Raw genomic sequence first — 17,804 nt, 5'->3', positions numbered from 1 at the left:
CGGCACGCAGACGACTGAGGGCGGCCGACCTGGGTCCCACCCCCTCCTAGGGCGTGACCGTGATCGGTGTCCCCGCGTAGACCAGGCGCCAGTCGACCGACGCGAAGACCGCGGGATCGATGGAGCCGACCTCACTCACCCAGTCGATGAGCAGCTGCCGGATCTCGACCTGGGCGTTGTAGACGACCGGTGCTGTCGTGACACCCGGGAAGTTGCCGCCCCCCGACTGCCGGTAGTTGTTGATCGCGACGACGAACCGCTGGTCGTCGCTGACGGGAGTGCCGTCGTACGCGAGTCCGACGATGCGCGACCCGACGGGTCGCGAGAGGTCGACGTCGTACGTGAGCGGGGCGTCGAGGCCGCCCATGATGTCGTAGTTGTAATCGGGCGTGCCGTTGGGTGCCGTGTCGGTGACGGCATTGGTGACCGCGCTCGACGGCACCGGGCCGGGGGCCGTCACGGGCTTGAAGTAGCGTGCCGAGAACTCGAGATAGGCATGAACCTCAGCGCCTGTCAGGACGATGCCGAGCAGCGTGTTGTCGTAGATGTAGAGGCCGGCCACGTCGCGCACCGAGACCTCCCCCGCCGGGATCGCGGCTGCACGGTTGAACGGCGCGGCGATGCTGAGCACCGGCAGAGCTGCCTCGGGCGTGCCTGCGATCGCCTTCTTGACCGCGTCCGCCTGCACGTAGTTGATGAAGTCGATCGCCGCGGTGTCCTCCCACGGCGCCGTCGCCGCCGACATCGACGTCAGCGCCGAACCGATGACGGAGTTGACGTACGTGATGACCTTGTCGTGGTCGGCCTGGAGCAGCCTCACGATCCGAGGGTCCTCGTCGACCGTGTTGGCGTTGAGGACCTGCGACGTGACGCCGACGACCTCGTAGCCGGGGCCGCGGCGCCGACGCCTGACCGTCACGTCGATCGCCGACAGACGCATCCCCCAACGCAGCGGCTCGGTGAGGACGACCTCCCTGCCGGTCTGCGTGTTCGTCACGGTCCGTTGCGCGATCTCCACATGAGCGTGCCCGACGAGGATCGCGTCGATGCCGGGCACCTCCTGCGCGAGGAGGGTCGAGGCGTTCTCCGGCCACGGGAGCGCGTCACCGTACGAGGACGAGGTGTCGGCTCCGGAGTGCGCGGAGACGATCACCACGTCGGCACCCGCTCGGCGCATCCTGGGAACCCAGTGCTTCGCCACCTCGACCAGCCCGGGGAAGACCAACCGTCCCTCCACGTTGGCCTTGTCCCAGATCGCGATGCCGGGGTTGGTCAGACCGAGGATGCCGACCCGGACGGTGTGGCGTCCGACGCGGATCCGCTTGATGACGAACGGCGGGAAGACCGGGAGCCCGGTCGCCGCGTCCTGCGCGTTGGCACCGAGCAGAGGGAAGTCGCACTGTCGTTCGAACGTGCGCAGGAGAGGGAGACCGTAGTTGAACTCGTGGTTGCCGAGCGCGGCGGCGTCGTAGCCGATCGCATTCATCGCGCGCGCCATCGGGTGGACCACACGCCGGCCGATCGGCTCGATCCTGGCGTAGTAGTAGGCCAGGGACGTCCCCTGGATCGTGTCGCCGGCGTCGATGAGCAGCGGGCACGGTGAGCTGTGGTGCTGTCGCATCGCGTCGACCAGCGTCGAGATCTTGGCGAGGCCGATGTCGTTCTGCGCGGAGTCGGTGTATTCGGCGTTCTTGAAGTAGTCCCAGTTGAAGACGTTGCCGTGGAGGTCGGTCGTGCCGAGCACGGTGAAGGTGGCGGTGTCACGCCCGTGTCCGGGCCGGCGGCCGTGGGCGGCAGCAGGCGGCGCGGCGTACCCGGCTGCGGCCAGGGCCGCGGCCGCGGCTGACCCGCTGAGCACCGTACGGCGGCGGAGCGCGGCCGGTGTCCGCCCTCCGGTGGTCTGAGCTGGTTGCCGGGCTGGTTGCTCGGGGGACGGCGTCGGGGTCATGGACACTCCTCGGGGCGAGCGCATCGGGACCTGCTCATCGTCGCGCGACCATCCCGCGAGCGCCTCGTCAGAACGTGACGTGATCTGGTCAGATCTCGGGCACGTCCTTCCAACCAGCTCCTGCGACGACACCCTCGAGGAACCCGCGGGCACGCTCCGTGCGGGGATAGCGGTCGACGTGCTCCCAGAACTCGGGCCCGTGGTGCGGCACCAGCAGGTGGGCCAGCTCGTGGACGAGGACGTAGTCGACGACCCACTCCGGGAAGCCGTGCAGTCGGCTAGACAACCGGATGGTGCCGTCCTCCGGTGTGCAGGAGCCCCATCGCCGCCGCTGGTTGTCGACCCACCGCACGCTCGTCGGGCAGGCGGCGCCGCCCAGGTATCGGGCACTCAGCGCGTCCGCGCGCGCATGCAGCGCGGCGTCGTCGCGGTGGACGCGCCGGTCGCGTCGCTCGACCTTGGCGACCATCGTGTCGACCCACCGCTGCTCCTCGGCGTGCGAGAGGCCGGCCGGCATGAGGATCACGATGCGGGAGCCGTCGCGATAGGCCTGCACGGACTTGCGCCGACGGGCGCTGCGGCGGATCTCGACATGGGGCCGGTCGGGGGCGCCGGGAGTGGAAGCACGGTCGAGGGCGGCGGGCATGGGATCACGGTACGCGCCGCGACGGGGAGGATGAATGCTGCGTCCACAAGGCTGTGACCGGCGTCCGGGCAGGTCAGCAGGCCTCAGCCGCCTCAGAGAGGCCCCCCTGTCCCCGGCTTGTGCACCGGTTCTCCCACGCTTTCCACAGCGACACCCGGCGGTTCCCACAGACTATCCCCAGGTTTTTCCACAGGGGTGGACAACGACACGCGGCATGGAGTTGCCGGGTGCGCGGGTCGCCCGTAGCGTCGATGGGTCGGTGCTGGTCAGGCCGGGCGTCGGCTAGGGGAAGGCAGGCGGACGACTGGCCGGGACCGACTCGTGCGGCGACCTGTGGACTGCCGTCCGCGTGTGGACGACGCCCTCGCTGCGCACCGTTCCTCGGGCAAGGTGGATCGACCCCCTCTTTCCACCTGCCCGAGGAGCCCCCGATGAAGCCCCTCCTGCGACCCGGCACGAGCGTCGTGCGCCGCAGTGCCAGAGCGCTCCAGATAGGCACCGTGGCCGGCGCCGCCCTCGTCGTCGCTGATCGCCAGGGCGTCGCGGCCGTCCTCCGGGGCGCCGACGGCACGCGCGACCTCGACACGATCGCCGCGACCTCCCAGCTGCCCCGGGCCGTCGTCGCGCAGGCAGCCGCCTCGCTGCTCGAGGCCGGGGCCCTGCTCGATGCCCGCACCTGGGACGACGTCGGCGGGGCCGCCCTGATGGGTGAGGCCAGGGCTCTCGCAGCGTGCGGGGAGTCGCGCGAGCAGGTGGCCGACAGGTTGCGCGCACGCTCGGCGGCGCCCGTCGAGATCGTCGGTGACCGCCTGACCGAGGATCTCGCTCGTCGACTGGGCCAGATCCTCGGCGAGGCCGGCGCCGACCTCGTCGGCACGATCGGCGCCCAGGGTGCTCCCGCTCTCGTCGTGGTGATGTCGGCGGGACCGAGCCCGCGTGAGGCCTTCGACGTCCTCACCGGGGAGGGCGTGGCTCATCTGCCCGTGGTCTGCGAGGCCGATCGCGTGCGCGTCGGCCCGCTCGTACGCCCGGGGCTGACGCCCTGCGTCCGGTGCGACGACGTCGACCGTGCCGGCTACGAGCCGACCTGGCCGTTCGTCCTCGAGCAGCTCGCCCGACCGATCGCCCAGGCCCCGGCGACCCACCCGCACGCGCTCGACACGCTCACCGGATATGGGGTCGCCGTGCACCTGGCGGGTCTGGTCCTGGCCTTCTGCGACGGACGACCGTCGGCTGCCGAGGGCGCGGTCCAGGTCCTCGGACCGGGAGTCCAGGTCGGCGCGGTCACCGCCGTCGCGCTGCAGCCCGACTGTCCGTGCCAGATCCTCACCGCGGGCGAGGGGTTCGATCCCCGCGTGCGTGTGGCGCGGGGTGTCAGAATGACAGCATGACCGACGGTCCAGACACGCCCGACGACGACGGCCGCGGCTCGGCCGTCCCCCACGGGTCGTTCTCGCGAGCGGTCAAGCTCGCCTCGCTGCCGATCGGCTTCGCCGGCCGCACCACCTTCGGCATGGGACGCCGCCTGGTCGGCGCCCCTGCCAACGCGGTTCTCACCGAGGTGCAGCTCCGCACCGCCGAGCAGATCTTCGCCGTTCTCGGTGAGCTCAAGGGCGGCGCGATGAAGTTCGGCCAGGCGATGAGCGTGTACGAGGCGGCGGTCCCACCGGAGCTCATGGAGCCGTACCGCGAGGCGTTCGTCCGGCTCCAGGACGACGCCCCGCCGATGCCCGTCAAGACGGTGCACAGGATCTTCGCCGGCGAGCTGGGGCCGAGGTGGCGTGAGCAGCTGGTCGAGCTCGACGACACACCGGCTGCCGCGGCCTCCATCGGTCAGGTCCACCGTGGCCGTTGGTTCGACGGCCGCGAGGTCGCGGTCAAGGTGCAATACCCCGGTGCCGCGGCGGCGATGCGGTCGGACCTGCGCCAGATCGGTCGGCTGAGCCGTCTCTTCGCCGTCGCGTTCCCCTCCATCGACGTCAAACCGCTCGCGGAGGAACTGGCCGAACGGGTCCGCGAAGAGCTCGACTACGGCCTCGAGGCAGAGGCGCAACGTGCGTTCGCCGCAGCCTTCGCCGACGACCCGCAGATCGTCGTCCCCGACGTCGTGGCGCACACCGAGACCATCCTCGTCACGACATGGATGGAGTCCAAGGCGTCGCTCGCCCAGATCATCTCCGACGGCCTGCCGAGCGAGCGCGACCACTACGGCGAGCTCTTCGCACGCTTCCTCTTCGCCGGGCCGAGAAGGGTCGGCATGCTGCACGCCGACCCGCACCCCGGCAACTACCGGATCCTCGACGACGGACGACTCGGGGTCGTGGACTACGGCGCGGTCGCTCGCGTCCCCGGCGGTCTCCCGCCGGTGATCGGACGTCTGCTGCGCGCTGCGGTCGACGACGACTACGCGACCGTGGTGGACGGACTCCGTGAGGAGGGGTTCATCAAGCCCGGGGTGCGCATCGACGAGGAGATCATCCGGTCCTACCTCGAGCCGTTCGTCGAGCCTGCACGCCACGAGGTCTTCACGTTCAGCCGTGAGTGGATGCGCGAGCAGGCCCAGCGGGTGTCGCGGCCCGCGCGAGAAGGGCTCGGGACCGCGATGAAGATCAACCTGCCGCCGTCATACCTGCTGATCCACCGGGTCTGGAGCGGCGGCCTGGCCATCCTCAGCCAGCTCGATGCCACGGCGCCCTTCCGCGGGATCCTCGAGGAGAGCCTCCCCGGCTTCGCCGACTGACCTCGCCCGACACGAGGGACGGGCAGCATCCGGTGGGATGCTGCCCGTCTCCGTGGTCTGGCAGCTACAGCATCCGGGCGATCCGGCTGCGCACGCCGTACGCAACGCGTACGAGGCGTTCGATCATCGGGGCTCTCCTTCGGCATGGTGACTCCGTCAGGCGACGGCGTCCTTGCGAGGGCGTCCCCGCGGCCGCTTGCGGGGGATGACGGTGCCCTTCAAGAAGAGCTCGCCACCCCACACCCCCCACGGCTCCCCGCGCTCGAGCGCCCCTGCCAGGCACTCGCGGCGGATCGGGCACTCGAGGCAGAGTGCTTTTGCGTCCTCGACACCCATCGGTGTCTCGGCGAACCAGAGCTCGGGGTCGCGGGTACGACACGGGATCGACGTGTGCTGCACCTCGTGCTCGAGCACGGCGGTCGTCATGGTTTCTCCTGAGAATGAGAGATGGTTGCTGGTGGTGGGCAACACGGTCTCTGTCGGGAACGACAGGAAGGCCGCGGATCCCTGGTGTGGGTTCCGCGGCCTGTGTGGCGTCTGATCGACGGTTAGGTCGAGTCAGGACTCCGGCGAGCAGATCCCAAGGACTGGTGGATGTCGGCATTCGGCGACGCGGCGACGAAGGACGGCATGAGCCACCCGAGGTATCGCGTGCGCGTCGCAACGGCAGCGACGTCACAGACGTCGGCGCCGCCGAGGTTCTTGATGCTGCCCATGACGATGCACGCTCCTCTCTCAGGTCGATCGGGCTGACGAAGCAAGACTCTATGGCGCCCTTGCGACAAGGCGCAAACCAATTATTGCCAAGTTTTCGATAATTTATTCCGCGGCCGTCACGCCTCGCAGAGTGCCAGGACGTCGGCGCCGTACTTCTCGAGCTTGGCGCGACCGACTCCGGGGACCTTGAGGAGATCGGTCTCCTCCCGGGGCCTCGCCTCGGCGATCGCCGTCAGCGTCGCGTCGGTGAACACCACGTAGGCGGGGACCTTCTGGGCCGACGCCTGCTCGCTGCGCCACCCGCGGAGGCGTTCGAAGAGGTCCTCGTCGTAGGAGGACGGGCAGTCGAGACAGCGCCCGAGCTTGCGCTCGGCGCCGGTGGTGAGGACCGCGTCGCAGCTGCGGCAGCGGGCGATCGAACGCTCCTTGCGTGTGCGGCGGCTTCGTCCGGCCCCCACGACCGGCTCCGCGTCGGCCGGCCGCAGGCCGTCGAGGAACCGGCTCGGGCGTCGGTTTCCGCGTCCCCCGGGGTTGCGTGCCAGAGACCAGGAGATCTCCAGCCGGTCGCGGGCACGCGTCACCCCCACGTAGAAGAGCCGTCGCTCCTCCTCCACACCGGCGTCGTCGGTGGCATAGGCGATCGGGACGGTGCCCTCCTGCATCCCGACCAGGAACACCGCGTCCCACTCGAGGCCCTTGGCCGCATGGAGCGTCGTCAGCGTGACGCCCTCGGCGATCGGGGCGTGGGCGTGCTTCGCCCGTCGATCGAGGTCGTCGACGAGAGCGGTGAGGTCGGCGTCGGGTCGCGCCGCCTGCAGGTCGGCCGCCATCGAGACCACGGCATGCAGCGACTCCCACCTGTCGCGCTGGGCGCCGGCTGTCGTCGGGGCGGACTCGGTGTAGCCCATCGTGGCGAGCACGGTGCGCACGTCGGACACGAGGCCCTCCTCCCCCGCATCGCCGCCGCGAGCCTGCCCGCGCAGCAGGGTGACCGCCTGACGCACCTCCGCACGGTCGAAGAACCTCTCGACACCACGCACGACATAGGCGAGGTTGCGCGCGGCGAGCGCCTCCTCGTAGGCCTCGGACTGCGCGTTGGTCCGGAAGAGGATCGCCATGTCGCGCAGCGACGTGCCGCCCTCTCGGAGCTGGAGGATCTGCGCCGCGACCGACTCGGCCTCGGCGACCTCGTCGGAGTAGGACGTGTAGGTCACGGCGGGACCGGGCTCGCGCTGCGCTCTGAGGACCACGCCGTCGCGCCGTCCACGGCTGAACACGGCGTTGGCAGCCGCGACGACCTGGGGTGTCGAGCGGTAGTTGCGCACGAGCTCGATGCGCTGGGTGCCGGGATGGTGCTTCGAGAACTCGTTGAGGTGCTTCGGGGAGGCACCCGCGAAGGAGTAGATCGTCTGCAGGGGGTCGCCGACGACGCAGATGTCGTGCCGCCCGCCGAGCCACTGCTCGAGGAGCGCGGCCTGCAACGGGTTGACGTCCTGGTACTCGTCGACGACCAGCCAGCGGTACTGGCGGCGGATCTCGGCGGCCACTCTCTCGTGCTCGGCCAGCATCGAGACCGTGCAGAGAAGCACGTCCTCCATGTCCATGCGGCCGCGGTCGCGCTTGACCTCCTCATAGGCCGCCATCACGTGCGCGACCGTCGCGTCGTCGACGGCGTCGAGGCCGCGGTGCGCCAGCGGGGCGAGCCGGGGGTAGTCGTCGGGGCGGACGTTGGACACCTTGGCCCACTCGATCTCCGCGGCGAGGTCGCGCAGCAGCGCCGAGTCGGTCTGCACACGGCACCGTCTGGCGGCCTCGGCGACGAGCGGGATCTTGGACGCGATCAGCTGGGGAAGCCCGTTGCCGTACAGCCGGGGCCAGAAGTAGCCGATCTGGCGCAGTGCCGCCGCGTGGAACGTCCGTGCCTGGACGCCCTCCGCGCCGAGCTGTCGCAGGCGACCGCGCATCTCCCCCGCGGCACGCGCCGTGAAGGTCACCGCCAGCACCTCGGTCGTCTTGTAGACCCCTGTCGCCGCCCCGTAGGCGATGCGGTGCGTGATCGCTCGCGTCTTGCCCGTCCCAGCGCCGGCGATCACGCACACCGGTCCGCGCAGAGCGAGAGCGACCTCGCGCTGCTCGGGGTCAAGGGCGTCGAGCAGGCTGTCGGCGGACGGCACGGATCTCCTCGGGGGTGGTCGTGCGATTGGGGCGGGCGCGTAGGCGCCATAAACTTGGTGACGAGCGCCGGTCTCAGACCCGGCGAACGCTGCCACCCCCCAGCGTAATCGGAGAGAAGGACACACATGTCGGCCACGTTCACGATGTACTCGACGCCCTGGTGCGGCTACTGCAAGCGGCTCAAGGGCCAGCTCGAGCGGGAGGGCATCGCGTTCGAGGAGGTCGACATCGAGCAGGACGAGGACGCTGCCCTGGTGGTCGCCCAGGCCAACGGCGGCAACCAGACCGTCCCGACCCTGGTCTTCGCCGACGGGAGCGCACTGACGAACCCGTCGGTGGCCCAGGTCAAGGCCCAGCTCGCGACCATCGACGCCTGACCGGCGGCGGTCAGCCCCAGGAGCCGGTCAGGGGCGCGCCGTACCAGCGCTCGATCAGCCAACGCGAGATGGAGACTCCCCCGGGCAGGACGAGCTCTCCGGAGAGTGTCAGCCGCCGGACGTCCTCGCGGCTGAACCACCGCGCGTCCGTGGTCTCCGTGCCGTCGACGGTGACCTCGGTGGTCCGGGCACGGCCGAAGAACCCGAGCATCAGGCTCGACGGGAAGGGCCACGGCTGGCTCGCCGCGTACGAGACCTCTCCCACCTCGATGTCGGTCTCCTCGAGCGTCTCGCGTCGGACCGCGTCCTCGAGCGACTCGCCGGGCTCGACGAAGCCGGCGAGCGTGGAGTAGCGACCCTCTGGCCACTCGGGGCGACGGCCGAGCAGCGCGCGGTCGGCGTCGTCGGTGATGAGCATGATGACCGCGGGGTCCGTGCGCGGGAAGTGCGTTGCACCGCACTGCGGGCACCGGCGGACGTGGCCGCCCTCGCGGACGTCCGTCGCCGCGCCGCAGCGCGAGCAGCGGGGATGGGTCCGGTGCCACTGCGCGACCCCGACCGCGTGCACCGCGAGCCGTGCCTGGGCAGTGCCGAGCTCGGTGGCCAGCGACCGAAGCGCGCGGGCGGGCGGGGGGACGCGTTCGAGCATGACGGCCGCGTGCTCCGTCCCGTCGACGGTCCCCAGATAGAGACGGTCGCCCTCGGGCACCTCGGCGGCGCTGCGCCACACCAGCGTGTTGTCGTCGGCAGAGACGTGCTCACCTCCGACCAGGAGCACCTTGGTCTTGGGGTCGGACCACAGCGTGTCCATGAACCCGTCGTCGACCCGTCTCTCCGAGTGCCGGTTGTAGGCGCCGTCGGCGAACGTCAGGTGGTCGGTCACCCCTCGAGCCTACGTGTCGCCAGGATGGACGAGATGCTCGAGCGCGACCCGGTCAGGGAGGTCTGCGTACGAGACGGTCTCGCCGAGGCGTACGTAGTGGAACGAGGCGGTCACCTGGTCGAGCGGCACACCGTGCTTCTCCGCCCACGCGAGCCGGTAGACCGCCAGCTGGAGCGGGTCGGCCGTCGCCGCCCGGTTGGTCTTCCAGTCGACGACCTCGAAGCCGTCCTCCGTCCGGTAGACCGCGTCGATCCGCCCGCTGACGATCTGCCCGCCGAGCCTCAGGGTGAACGGCTCCTCGATCGCGTAGGGGACGCGGTCCCCCATCGGCCCCGACTCGAAAGAACGGATCAGGTCCCCGAGCTCGATCTCGTCCTCGATGTCGGTCTCGTCCCGACCCGGGAGCTCGTCGTCACCGATCAGGGTCTGCTGACCGAAGTGCGCCTCGACCCACGCGTGGAACCGAGTGCCGAACCGGGCTGCCGGCGCAGGCGGACGGGGCAGCGGTCGCGCCAGGCTCCGGGCGAACGCGTCGGGATCTTTGCGCATCGCCATCAACGACGTGGTGGACATCTGCGACGGGAGCGGCACCTGGACGACGTCGCCACGGGCCTCGCGCGCCTCGGCGAGCAGCCGCTCGATCTCGCCGTCGAGCTCGGTCAGGCGGGCGAGCTCAGCCGCCTCGACGGGGTCGACGGGGTCGACGGGGTCAGGAGGGTCGACAGGCGCCGGCGGGGAGGCGACGTAGGTCCGCACCCGCGCGGCCGCCTCTCGCCGGCGTACGAGGTCGTCCTCGTCGGGCTCGACCGGCCAGGCCACCGCCTCCACCCGGCCACGGAGCGGGTTGTCGGCGCCCTGATCCGGCTCCGGGGTCCACAGCTCGGCGTCGTCACCCCGGCCGCGCAGCCAGGTCGCGACGGTCTCGAGGAACGGACTGGGCTCTGACGGCGCCTTGCGGGTCCGGCTCCAGCGACTCGCGCTCGTGATCAGGAGGCGACGCGCGCGGGTGAAGGCGACGTAGCCGAGGCGTACCTCCTCCATCTCCGCCTCGGCTCGCATCGCCGCCCGGAACTCCTTGTCGCCGGCGCGGCTCAGCTCGGCCATGACCGGGAGCTCGGCACCGTCCCCACGAAGGTCGTGCGGCAAGGCGTGCGCCACGGTCGGCCAGGCCGGCCTCGATCGGGTCGAGGGGAAGGTGTCTGCGGTGAGGAAGGGGACGAGGACGACGTCCCACTCGAGCCCTTTGGCCGTGTGAACCGTGAGCAGCTTGACCGCGTCGGAGTCCGTCGGGGAGGCAACCTCGAGGCCGTCGTTGTAGGTCTCCTCGGCGTCGAGGTAGGCGAGCACCGCCGACAGCCCGGCGGAAGGGTCGGTGGCGACCACGTCGGCGATGACGTCGAGCAGGCGGGTGACGTTGTCCTGAGCGACACGGGCGGCCGTCCCGGGCGTGGAGGCGAGCTCGACGTCGATGCCGAGAGCCGCGACCGCCAGCCGCGCGGTGTCGGCGGGCGAGCCGCTCGCACGTCGCCGGAGCCCACGCAGGAGTCGCGCCACCTCGGCGAGACGGGCGCGGGCCTCCGAGGAGTACGGGAGGCGCTGGCGTTCGTCGTCGGGACTCTCGACCGCATCGGCCAACGACACGATCTCGGTGGGATCGATGCCGCGCACAGAGCGCTCGAGCTCCTCCTCCAACGACGTGGTGGCGACCTCGCGGACGGGGCCTACGAGCTGCTTGGCGCGGCGCCCCAGCAGCGCGAGGTCGCGTGGCCCGATGCGCCACCGAGGCCCGGTGAGGAGCCGCAGCAGTGCGGCGTTGGCCGTCTGGTCGGCGAGCACCCGCAGCACGGAGAGCACGTCGGTGACCTCGGGCTGAGCCAGCAGCCCCGACAGCCCGACGACCTCGACGGGGACCCCCCGCGCACGCAGGGCGGCGACGATGGTGGGGATCTCGCTACGAGTCCGGACGAGGATCGCGATCTCCGACCACGGGGTCGGCGGCTGTCCAGCCCCCTCGTGCGCCGCGACCACCTCGTCGACCATCCAGGCGATCTCGTCGGCCACGGTCTCGTGGAGCGCGGCGCGCACGGTGCCGCCCTCGGTGCCCTCGGCGGCGACGAGGGGTCGGACGACTTCGGTGACGTGGTAGTACGGGGCGGCGACACGGTTGGCCACGTCGAGGATCTCGGCCCTGCTGCGCCGGTTGACCCGCAGGTGGAAGAGGCCGCCGCGGCCGGCATCGCGCTGCCGGCTCGCCCCGATCCGGTCGGGGTCGGCCGGGAAGTCGTCGAGGAACGCGGTCAGGTTGCTCGCGGCGGCCCCGCGCCACCCGTAGATGCCCTGGCACGGATCGCCCACCGCGGTGACGCAGTGGCCGAGCCCGTCTCCGGGCTCACCGGAGAAGAGCCCTCGAAGCATGTCGCGCTGGGCGACCGAGGTGTCCTGGTATTCGTCGAGCAGCACCACCGAGAACCGCTCGCGCTGCGACTGCGACACCTCCGGGCACTCGACTGCGAGCCGTGCGCCGCGCTCCATCTGATCGGAGAAGTCGACGACGCCGTCCTCCGCCTTGGCTGCTCGGTAGCGCTCGACGAGCGTCACGAGCTCGTCGCGGCGGCGGGTGGTGTCGGCGAGGTCGTCGTGGAGCCTGACCTTGCGCATCTCGACCGTCGCTCGCTCGACGTCGACCCGTATCTCTGCGTCGCAGCGGCGGACGTCGTCGGGTGAGACCAGGTGCTCGGCCATCTGCCCGTCGAGCCCCAGGACGTGGCCGATCAGGTCGGGCATCGAGGTCGTCGCGTGGGCGAGCGAACCCGGATAGGAGGCGATGGCCCGGAACGCCCGTTGGAACCGGGACGCGTCGGTGGTGATCCGCAGGTCGGGCTCGTAGCCGAGCAGCAGCCCGTACTCGGTGATCAGCGTGCCGGCGTACGCGTGGTAGGTCGAGACGGTCGGCGTGCCGTAGCGCTCGAGCAGGTCGGGCACCCCTGCCTCGCGCGCCAGCGTCTCCAGCGCCTGCCGGACGCGGTGCGCGAGCTCGGAGGCGGCCTTGTTGGTGAAGGTGAGTCCGAGGACCGATCCCGGGAGGACGCCCTCGTGCCCCACCAGCCACACCACGCGGGCGGCCATGACCGTCGTCTTGCCCGAGCCGGCACCGGCGATGATCGCGCTCGGGCGGTCGGTCGGCGCCTGGATGGCGGCCATCTGCTCGGTGGAGAACGGGATGCCGAGGAGCGCACGGAGGTGGTCGGCGTCGTGGATCAGCTGCGGGACCTCCACGGCGGTTGCCGTCATGAGGCCTCCTCCTCGGCGGCGGGTGCTGGGGCCACGGCATCGAGGACCGACGCACCCTCCGGCTTGGCGGGGCACATCCGCGCGAACTGGCAGAACTGGCAGGCCTTGGGGCTGGGTGTCGCGACCCACTGCTCCGTCCGGATGGTGCGCACCGCATCCTCGAGGAGGGCGTAGGCGAAGAAGGCGTCCTCCTCGCGCGGCGCGTCCTGGGGCTGGACCTTGGGAGCGGTCGCACGCTTGGCCGACTCGGGCAGCCGCAGGTGGACGAGCTCCGCCCCGCCGCTGCGCGCACGGCGCCGGAGCAACGGGTCGGCGGCCCCGTGCTCGACCGCGAGCTGGTAGACGCCGAGCTGCGCGTGCTCGGTGATCTCGCTGCCGGTGGGAGCGCGCTTGCCCGTCTTGAAGTCGACCACGTGCACGAGCCCGTCGACGTCGACCTCGACGCGGTCCATCGATCCGCGGAGAACCACCTCCTCGCCGGCGACCGGCAGCCGCACCTCGAAGGCGTGCTCGGCGGCGAGCGGACGTCGTCGCGCCGCCTGCTCCTGCTCCGCGTGCCACTGCGCGAACCGACCGATCGCCGCCCGGGCCTCGTCGCGCTCACGCCGGGCCACCCAGGGTGCGGCGTAGGCGAGACGGTCCCACACCACGTCGAGGGCGGCGTCGAGGGCCGCGGGATCAGCCGCGGAGCCGCCCTGGACGACGTCTGCGGCCAAGGCGTGCACCAGGAGTCCGAAGCCCTGAGCCGTCGAGCTCACGGCCTCACCCTTGGCCTCGTGCGTGAGGAACCACGACAGCGAGCACGAGGTGATGGCGTCGAGCGAGCTGCCAGACAGGCGCACCGGCTCGTCGAGGGTCCGGACCGGCTGCTCCGACCGGGTGACCTCGCGCAGGCCCCACCAGGTGTCGGGGTCGGCCGGCGCGGCCGCGGGCAACCGCGTCGCCGCGAGGGTAGCGAGCCGCTGGGCCGCTGCGTCGCGGACACTCTCGGTCGCGCCGTGCTGGGCCAGCTCGCGCAGCTCGGCGATCACCCCTCGGAGGGAGAGCCCACGGCGGGGGCGTCGCTCCGGGCCGCTGGAGACGTGGGTGGCGTGCCTCGCCACGTCGGCGACGAAGGGCGACGGCTGGTCTCCCTCGGGATCGGAGCTCTGGACCGTCGTGACGACCAGCCGCCGACGTGCACGCGTCACCGCGACGTAGAACAGGCGCCGCTCCTCCGCGACCAGCTCCGCCGCGGTCGGCGGGAGACGGAGCGAACCACCACCGGCCTCTTCTGCCAGGCGTTCGGCGCCCAGCAGCGTGCCGCGGTGACGGACGTCGGGCCACGTGCCCTCCTGGACGCCGGCGACGACGACCAGGTCCCACTCGAGGCCTTTGGAGCGGTGCGCGGTGAGCAGGCGTACGGCTGACCCGCGCTGGCCGCGCTCGGCCAACGTGTCGACCGGAACCTCGTGGCGCGCGATCTCGTCGAGGAAGGCAGCGACGCGCCGACGACGCTGGCTCTCCTCGGCCCGAGCCGCCAGCGCGAACAGGGCGACCACGGCATCGAGGTCACGGTGTGCGGCCGCGGACGCGTCGGCGTGGTCGGCCACGATCTCCTCGGCGAGGGGACGGCTCCTGCCCTCGATCGACGCGAGCAGGCGACCCTCCCACCCGGTCCCGCGCCACAAGGTCCACAGCACGTGCTCGGGCGACGCGTGGTCCGCGACGAGGCGAGCGGCTTCGGAGACGAGCGCGCAGGCGCGGTAGGCGCGCCGCGCGACGTCACCGGCACGGCTCCCGTGCCCGCCGCCGTCGACCAGTGGGGCAAGGCTCAGCGGCTCCAGGAGCAGCTCCACGAGCAGCGTGCGCGAGCTGCGCGGGAGCTGACGCTCACCGTCCTCGGCGTACGCGTCGCGTCGCCGGAGCTCCTGGCAGAGGATGCGCAGCTCGGCCGCGTCGAGGTCGCCGAGCGGGCCAGTGAGAAACCGCTCGACGCTCTCGGGATCGGGCTGACGTTGCTCGGCGAGCGCGACCGCGAGGTGCAACGCCGCGAGCAGGGCGGCCACGGCGGGCTCCGTGCGCAGCGGAACCTCCGCACCGGCCACCTCGACAGGGACCCCCGCGGCCTGGAGTGCCCGCTGGAGGCGAGGCATCGCGGCGCCGGAGCGGACGAGCACCGCCATGTCATCCCAGTCCAGACCCTCCTCGAGGTGCGCGCGTCGCAGCATCAGCGCGAGGTGCTCGGCCTCGGAGGCGGAGTCGGCGAACGTCCGCACCCACACCTCGTCGCCCTCGCCGACCGGGCTCGGCTCCGGGTCTCGAAATGCGCGCGCCTGCACCGCGAGGGGCCCGAGGGGGATGCGCCGGGCGACCTCACGCGAGGCGGCGAGGATGCGCGGGCCGAACCGCCGGGTGCGTCGCAGGGAACACACGGCCGCGGGGGCACCCTCACGGGTCCGGAAGGCGTCGGCGAAGCCGAGGATCGCCGAGACCTCTGCTCCGCGGAACGCGTAGATCGACTGGTCCGGATCACCGACGACGACCAGGTCGCGCCCGTCCCCCGCCAGAGCCTGCAGGAGGGCGACCTGAGCGGGGTCGGTGTCTTGGTACTCGTCGACGATGACGAAGGGGAACCGCTCACGCAGCGCCGGCTGGTGCTCGGGGTCGGCGACGACGAGGCCGGCTCGGTGGACCAGCTCGGCGTAGTCGATGAGGTTCTGGGCGTCGAGGACGTCGAGGTAGTCCTCGAAGAACCGTGCTGCGGCATCCCAGTCGGCGCGTCCGGCCACCGCACCGGCCGCGGCCAGGTCGACCGGATCGAGGCCGAGGGCACGGGTGCGGGTCATCAGCCGCTCGAGCTCCACGGCGAAGCCCCGCGTCCGCAGGGCGGGGCCGAGCCGCGTCGGCCACGGGACCGTCCGGTCGTCCAGCCCGCCGAGGACCAGCTCGCGGATGCGGGTGTCGGACTCCGACGCCGACAGCAGCTGGAGCGGCTCGGAGTAGCTCTTGGGGTCCTGGAACTCCCGCACCAGGCCGTAGCAGAACGAGTGGAACGTGGTCGCGAGCGGCGTCGCGACCGTCCGGTCGAGGCGGGTGGCGATGCGGTGACGGAGCTCCTCGGCGGCCTTGCGGCTGAACGTCAGCACCAGCGCCTGCTCGGGCCGGAGCCCGCGCCGCTCGATGCGGTCGACCACCGTCTCCACGAGCGTGGTCGTCTTGCCTGTCCCCGGGCCGGCCAGCACGAGGAGAGGGCCTCCCTCGTGGTCGACGACCGCCTGCTGGTGGGGGTCGAGCACGGGCGCGGGCGCTCGTCCGGCAGGCGGGGGGACCAGCGCGTACGCCGGTCGCCGGGGGTGGTCCGTCATAGGTCCATTCGATCAGAGCGGTCCGACAGATCCGTGGACCTCGTACGAGGCGGCGCGGATGTCGACGCGCAGGTCCCGGTCCAGCCGGCTCCGCAACGGCGTGCCCTCCTCGAGGTAGTGCTCACGGGCACGTCCACGAAGCGGCTCAGGGAGCGTGCCGTCGGCGCGGACCACACGCCACCACGCCACGGCTGCCCCGTACGTCGCCATCACGCGGCCGACCTGCCGCGGGCCACCGCGGCCCACGGCCTCGGCCACCTGGCCGTACGACACCACGTGGCCAGAAGGCACCTGCTCGGCGATGCGCAGGACCGCCTCGACGTACGCGTCGGGGTCCGGGGCATCCTCGCTCACGGGCCCACGATCTCACGGCCGGCGCCGGGGGCGTTTGAGGTGCTCGCACCGCAAGTGCCGCGGTCCCACCCCGTATTGCGGGTGCGATCGTCGTCGTTCGGGTGTGAGCACCTCAAACGCGGCGGGAACGCGAGGCGAGGGAGGCGGCCAACGTCACAGGTAACGGCGGCGGCCCCACTCGAGCTCGTCACGGATCCTCGCGATGCTCCCGCGGGTCGGGCTCCAGACCTCGTCCCAGAGGAAGCGCAGCATCCCGTGGCGACGACCGCACATCGCCCTCTCGCGCGTCCGCTCGTCGGTGACGACGTCGTCCGGCGACTTGCCGGGGACGAACCCGCGACCGTACTTGATCTTGCCGTCGAACTCCCCGAGCATCCCGTGCTCGAGCCAGGCGAAGTCGGATCGTCCGAGGAACGTGCCGTCGTCATCGCGGACGACGTACTGGAGATCAGGCATCGGCAAGCGGCACGCATGGAACATCCATCGCGTGACCGACTCTCCGGGAGACTCGGCGCGGCCGTCGGCGAGCTCCAGCGCGAGACGCGGGCCTTGGGCGCCCTTCCACGAGGCGAATGCCTCGCCGGTCGCCTTGAGCTCGTCTCGTGTCACCGTGCCGTGGTGGAGGGCGTCGTCCATGAGCACGAGCGCGCTTCGTGCGGGGGCCTTGACCCCCGCCTCCCAGATGGCGCGCGCCGGTGACGTCACGGTCCGCCCCCTGACCTGGACGAGATCCGGCTCGCTCACCGGGAACACCCGGTGGTCGACGCCCGCCCGACGGCGCCCCGTGAGGTCGTCGAGGCGAACGACGTCCACCCACGTGCGGTCGATGCCGACGAGTGGAAGCCCGTGGACCGCTGCGGACGACACCCCGCACAGGACCGCGTCCGGCGCGAGCTTGTCGGCGATCGCCAGGCACCGCACGGCGTACTGCTCGTCGGCACCGAGTGCGTCGTCGTGCTCCGCGAAGACGTACGTGCCGTGGCGGATGCGGCGGATCACCCCGGACCTGCAGAGAGACCCGAGTGAGGTCGTGTCGAGCCCGATGTCGCGGACGTCAGAGCGCAGGAAGTAGCCACCGCGGGCTGCCGCGAGCATCTCGAGCGCGACCAGAGCGTCAGGGTGCATCACCCGACCGTGGCGGATCAGGTGTCCGGCGTGCGTGCCGCATCCACAGCGTGCACGGCGTCCGCTCGGTGGTCCACACCGCTTAGAGCGGACTCGTTTGTGGGTGTCACACCCGGAACCCGGCGATCCCACCCCCCATTGGGGGGGGGGGGGGGGGCGCCGCGGTGGGGGCCCCCCCAACGGGGGGGGGCTGTACGCGGG

General features: G+C 71.6%; 13 protein-coding genes. 3 read left to right on the top strand and 10 right to left on the bottom strand.

Annotated features, from left to right (window positions below):
• Nucleotides 1-46: 46 nt before the first annotated feature.
• Nucleotides 47-1,948 carry a 5'-nucleotidase C-terminal domain-containing protein gene (locus PV363_RS07465; protein ID WP_301022032.1) on the bottom strand — a complete coding sequence of 634 codons (1,902 nt, stop codon included), beginning with the start codon at nucleotides 1,946-1,948 and terminating at the stop codon, nucleotides 47-49.
• Nucleotides 1,949-2,036: 88 nt separating this feature from the next.
• Nucleotides 2,037-2,594, bottom strand: a complete 558-nt coding sequence (locus tag PV363_RS07460) for a M48 family metallopeptidase (protein ID WP_220346418.1) — start codon at nucleotides 2,592-2,594, stop codon at nucleotides 2,037-2,039.
• Nucleotides 2,595-3,025: 431 nt separating this feature from the next.
• Between PV363_RS07460 and PV363_RS07455 the strand changes: the two genes are divergently transcribed.
• Nucleotides 3,026-3,985, top strand: a complete 960-nt coding sequence (locus PV363_RS07455) for a hypothetical protein (RefSeq protein WP_301022031.1) — start codon at nucleotides 3,026-3,028, stop codon at nucleotides 3,983-3,985.
• Entirely contained in the window at nucleotides 3,982-5,334 is a 1,353-nt protein-coding gene (locus PV363_RS07450; protein ID WP_220366039.1) for an AarF/UbiB family protein, read from the top strand. Before PV363_RS07455 ends, PV363_RS07450 begins: the two co-directional genes overlap by 4 nt.
• A 156-nt stretch (nucleotides 5,335-5,490) precedes the next feature.
• Here PV363_RS07450 and PV363_RS07445 read toward each other — a convergent pair whose 3' ends face one another.
• From PV363_RS07445 to PV363_RS07435, 3 genes are all read right to left on the bottom strand, one after another.
• Nucleotides 5,491-5,760 (bottom strand): WhiB family transcriptional regulator, encoded by a 270-nt coding sequence (locus PV363_RS07445; protein ID WP_220343930.1) that lies wholly within the window; start codon nucleotides 5,758-5,760, stop codon nucleotides 5,491-5,493.
• Nucleotides 5,761-5,882: 122 nt separating this feature from the next.
• Nucleotides 5,883-6,050, bottom strand: a complete 168-nt coding sequence (locus tag PV363_RS07440) for a hypothetical protein (protein WP_220343929.1) — start codon at nucleotides 6,048-6,050, stop codon at nucleotides 5,883-5,885.
• Nucleotides 6,051-6,167: 117 nt separating this feature from the next.
• The gene (locus tag PV363_RS07435) at nucleotides 6,168-8,225 is read right to left on the bottom strand and encodes an ATP-dependent DNA helicase UvrD2 (protein WP_220346415.1); all 2,058 of its coding nucleotides are present in this window, start codon (nucleotides 8,223-8,225) and stop codon (nucleotides 6,168-6,170) included.
• 126 nt (nucleotides 8,226-8,351) lie between these two features.
• Here PV363_RS07435 and PV363_RS07430 point away from each other — a divergent pair, with 126 nt between their 5' ends.
• Entirely contained in the window at nucleotides 8,352-8,603 is a 252-nt protein-coding gene (locus PV363_RS07430; protein ID WP_220343927.1) for a mycoredoxin, read from the top strand.
• A 10-nt stretch (nucleotides 8,604-8,613) separates the two neighbouring features.
• On the opposite strand, the gene nudC is transcribed toward PV363_RS07430, so the two are convergent.
• The 5 genes from nudC to PV363_RS07405 form a co-directional block, all read right to left on the bottom strand.
• Nucleotides 8,614-9,486 carry an NAD(+) diphosphatase gene (gene nudC / locus PV363_RS07425; protein WP_301022030.1) on the bottom strand — a complete coding sequence of 291 codons (873 nt, stop codon included), beginning with the start codon at nucleotides 9,484-9,486 and terminating at the stop codon, nucleotides 8,614-8,616.
• A 9-nt stretch (nucleotides 9,487-9,495) separates the two neighbouring features.
• Nucleotides 9,496-12,777, bottom strand: a complete 3,282-nt coding sequence (locus tag PV363_RS07420; RefSeq protein WP_220346413.1) for an ATP-dependent DNA helicase — start codon at nucleotides 12,775-12,777, stop codon at nucleotides 9,496-9,498.
• Nucleotides 12,774-16,124, bottom strand: coding sequence for an ATP-dependent DNA helicase (locus PV363_RS07415; protein WP_301022029.1), 3,351 nt, complete (start codon nucleotides 16,122-16,124; stop codon nucleotides 12,774-12,776). The genes PV363_RS07420 and PV363_RS07415 overlap by 4 nt, the downstream gene beginning before the upstream one ends.
• Before the next feature lie 12 nt (nucleotides 16,125-16,136).
• A complete protein-coding gene (locus PV363_RS07410) occupies nucleotides 16,137-16,478 on the bottom strand; it encodes an MGMT family protein (protein ID WP_220343924.1) in 342 nt (113 codons plus the stop codon).
• Nucleotides 16,479-16,631: 153 nt separating this feature from the next.
• On the bottom strand, nucleotides 16,632-17,603 hold the full coding sequence (locus PV363_RS07405; RefSeq protein ID WP_301022028.1) for a type IV toxin-antitoxin system AbiEi family antitoxin domain-containing protein: 972 nt from the start codon (nucleotides 17,601-17,603) through the stop codon (nucleotides 16,632-16,634).
• Nucleotides 17,604-17,804 lie beyond the last annotated feature (201 nt).

The sequence above is a fragment of the Mumia sp. genome, assembly GCF_028803055.1.
Classification (GTDB): Bacteria; Actinomycetota; Actinomycetes; order Propionibacteriales; family Nocardioidaceae; genus Mumia.
The sequence above is the reverse complement of the archived record's forward strand: the minus strand, read 5'-3'. Positions and strand labels throughout refer to the sequence as shown.